We start from the raw sequence: 2,819 nt of genomic DNA, 5'->3' as shown, positions 1-2,819 counted from the left end.
TCTTACCTGTTACATGATAATAGATATATATATTTATATAAATATCAATTTGGCTGATAGCGTTCGTCTTGAATAATATACGGTTCTGCTATTTCATTCCATACAAGCTGAACCATTCTCTGTATGGGGTAATCAAAATTAATCATATTTAAAATCAACATGAATTTTATTTTTTTCTAAATCCACAATAACTTCACAACCATGCCATATTTGCTGACCGTTTGTTAAATTATTGTCTATAAAATAATGCTTTAATTTAATTAATTCATCGGTTAAATTTCCAACAGCTCTACCATCAGGATCAAACCAATCCATTTGTCCATTATTATCAATATAATCAAATTCATATTTGCAGGAGTCTTCATCTGCATGTAGCTCAGCTCTAACAATAACTTTTGTTGTATTTTTAGGACTAGCATTTACTAAAATAAGACCAATATTGTTATAAATATCGTTTTTAATTTCCATTATCATATTCCCCCAGGAGCATTTTTGAAATCTTGAATTATCGGTCGGCTTCCATCTATAGAGTAGCTAACTTTAAAACGTTCAGGCCTTACACTATTGCTATTATATACAGGTTCAATTTTCACTTTAACATTCTTACCATCTTTTAACGCTTTAGCCCAAGTATTTTCCATTTGTTTCCAAGCGCCCCTATTTAAATTACTATTCATTGGCACTAAATTCAATTTTTCTCCTGGACCATTAAATATACTAGCTAATAAGTGTCCCCCTTCATCTCCTTCAATTCCACAACGTCCTGCTTTACATTGTTGATAAATGTTTCTATCTTTAGTTAAAAGATTTAGATCTGATTCTACTGAGCTAACTCTACCTAATTCATCTGTGTGATAAACTTTATTTCCATCCACTTTATAAATAGTATTTGGTTCGGGTTTGTTTAGCAATTTATTCCACTCACCTTTACTTCCCGCATTTATGTCTACAATTTTTTTAGAGTCAACACTAGTTCCCTTTCCAGCAATACTAGCACCTTTTTCAGCAGCCTTACCAGCCTCTATTACCTCCTTCTTAGCCGCATTGGCAACCTTGGTTATCGCTTTTTCGGTTACCTTTATTCCTGCTTTCGCCGCACCTCCAGCTCCCGTTGCCAGAGCAGCCATATCCAGTAGTAATTTGCCAGTCTCTATACCCGCGTTATATGAACCACCAGCACCAGCTCTTTGGTATTCTTCTTCCAGCTTATTTAATCTGTTTATGTACGATTCTTTTACTGCATCACTTACATTTCCTAGAATGTTGCCGCTGGTGAACAGTCCTTTCAAAGCCTGATAGGTTTCTCCTGGGTTTGTTGCCATGTGAAGCAGTTCTTGGATAGGTTCAATTGCACCTGCTGGCAGGCCGATGACGATACCTGCGGTAAAGCTGGCTTGCTGTGCTGCACTAATAGCAGCCCATTGAGTCTTGACTTTGGCAGTGCACCCTATATTTGTGCACTGCTTCAACTCTTTCTGTTCCTGAGTAGCCCGTTAGCACGCCTGATACCGTGGCCACTGCTGACGATAGGTCTCTGGTGCTGCCTGCTTTAGGTAAATCTAAATATTTTTATGGCAAAACATCTATTCCATCTTCCAATATCTCAATGTTAACTTGTTCTAATTGCCTATTACTCATAGTTAAAAACCAAATATCATCGCCATCAATAGTTGCAGCGTTAGAATCAAAAAGGCTTGCATCAAATAAAATAGGCACATTCAATGCACAAGATAATTCTTTTGCAATATGGTAACCATTAACAATATTATTTAAATTAATAGGCCAATAAATAGATATTTCTGTCTTAAAACCTTGGGAAAAATCCATATGTGACACATGTAAAATACCATCTTTGTTTGGAAAGTTAATTGAATCAGCTTTTAATCCCGTTATGTGCTCTAGCTTAGAAAGAACTTCTTGTTCTGATTTTTTATCACGTAAATAAAGATTAATAAAAGGAGAATCATTCATTTTTTATCTTTCATTAAGTTTAAAAGTTTTTTAGTTCTTCCTACTTGTTCGGAAGTAAGTTGGTTATTTTTTTCTAAATGATTTAATGTATTTAATGCATTATCTTTTCCTCGTTTCTTTGCTTGGGCTAAAACGTTATATTCTAGAGATGAAATATTTACCACCCCTGGCCCAGAAACTGGGTGAACAGAATTATTATGCATACCCCATACTCTACCTGATGATGTTGTAAATAATTCACCATTTCGAACAGCTTTTCCTGATTTAATTTCAGCTAGGTCAGCTAATGCTTCAGCTCTTGTCCCTGTGAAAATAGAATTACCTGTTTTTTTCGGTATGGTTACTTTATCTAATAAATGTCGTTCTGAAAGCTCAAGATGTTCGAACTTACCCGTTGCCCCTTTCCCAGCCTTAGCAGAACCTTTACCTACCTCTTTACCTATTTGCTCAATCTCTTCCGCATACTTCCCGCCAATCTTACTTGTAGACTTTATCGCAGAGGCTGGTAAATTACTTACTGTGACTGCACCTGTTGCCAGTCCGGCAAGTACATCCGTGGATTCTACTGCTACCACTGTACATTCTGCCGGATTTACCCTACATGCTGAATATATTGCTGCTATCGCTTCTGGAGCTACGTATCCGGCTCCTACTACTGCATAACCTCCTCCTACTGTAGCTATTGTTATTGCTGAGTTCATCATCCTGATTTGATGAGCCATTTTCATGGCTTCGCGGTGTAACTACCCCCTAAAATAGAACAGCCTCGAAGTAGAAAATTCTCTTCATTAACCCACAGAGGATTTAAACATGAAAAAGATGACTGAACATCAGATCGTATCTATTTT

General features: G+C 36.5%; 4 protein-coding genes. All 4 read right to left on the bottom strand.

Going from position 1 to position 2,819, the window contains the following annotated elements:
• Positions 1-138 precede the first annotated feature (138 nt).
• The 4 genes from MJ764_RS11285 to MJ764_RS11270 all read right to left on the bottom strand — a co-directional run bounded on the left by MJ764_RS11285 (position 139) and on the right by MJ764_RS11270 (position 2,693).
• Positions 139-468, bottom strand: coding sequence for a hypothetical protein (locus MJ764_RS11285; RefSeq protein ID WP_239327111.1), 330 nt, complete (start codon positions 466-468; stop codon positions 139-141).
• Positions 469-470: 2 nt separating this feature from the next.
• Positions 471-1,469 (bottom strand): DNA/RNA non-specific endonuclease, encoded by a 999-nt coding sequence (locus tag MJ764_RS11280; protein ID WP_239327109.1) that lies wholly within the window; start codon positions 1,467-1,469, stop codon positions 471-473.
• 100 nt (positions 1,470-1,569) lie between these two features.
• Positions 1,570-1,971, bottom strand: a complete 402-nt coding sequence (locus MJ764_RS11275) for a hypothetical protein (RefSeq protein ID WP_239327107.1) — start codon at positions 1,969-1,971, stop codon at positions 1,570-1,572.
• Positions 1,968-2,693: a hypothetical protein gene (locus MJ764_RS11270; protein WP_239327105.1), complete on the bottom strand. Its 726-nt coding sequence runs from the start codon at positions 2,691-2,693 to the stop codon at positions 1,968-1,970. Before MJ764_RS11270 ends, MJ764_RS11275 begins: the two co-directional genes overlap by 4 nt.
• Positions 2,694-2,819 lie beyond the last annotated feature (126 nt).

Source organism: Snodgrassella gandavensis, assembly GCF_914768025.1.
Lineage (GTDB): Bacteria > Pseudomonadota > Gammaproteobacteria > Burkholderiales > Neisseriaceae > Snodgrassella > Snodgrassella gandavensis.
Note: the sequence above shows the minus strand (reverse complement) of the source record. Positions and strands in the feature narration are given on the sequence as shown.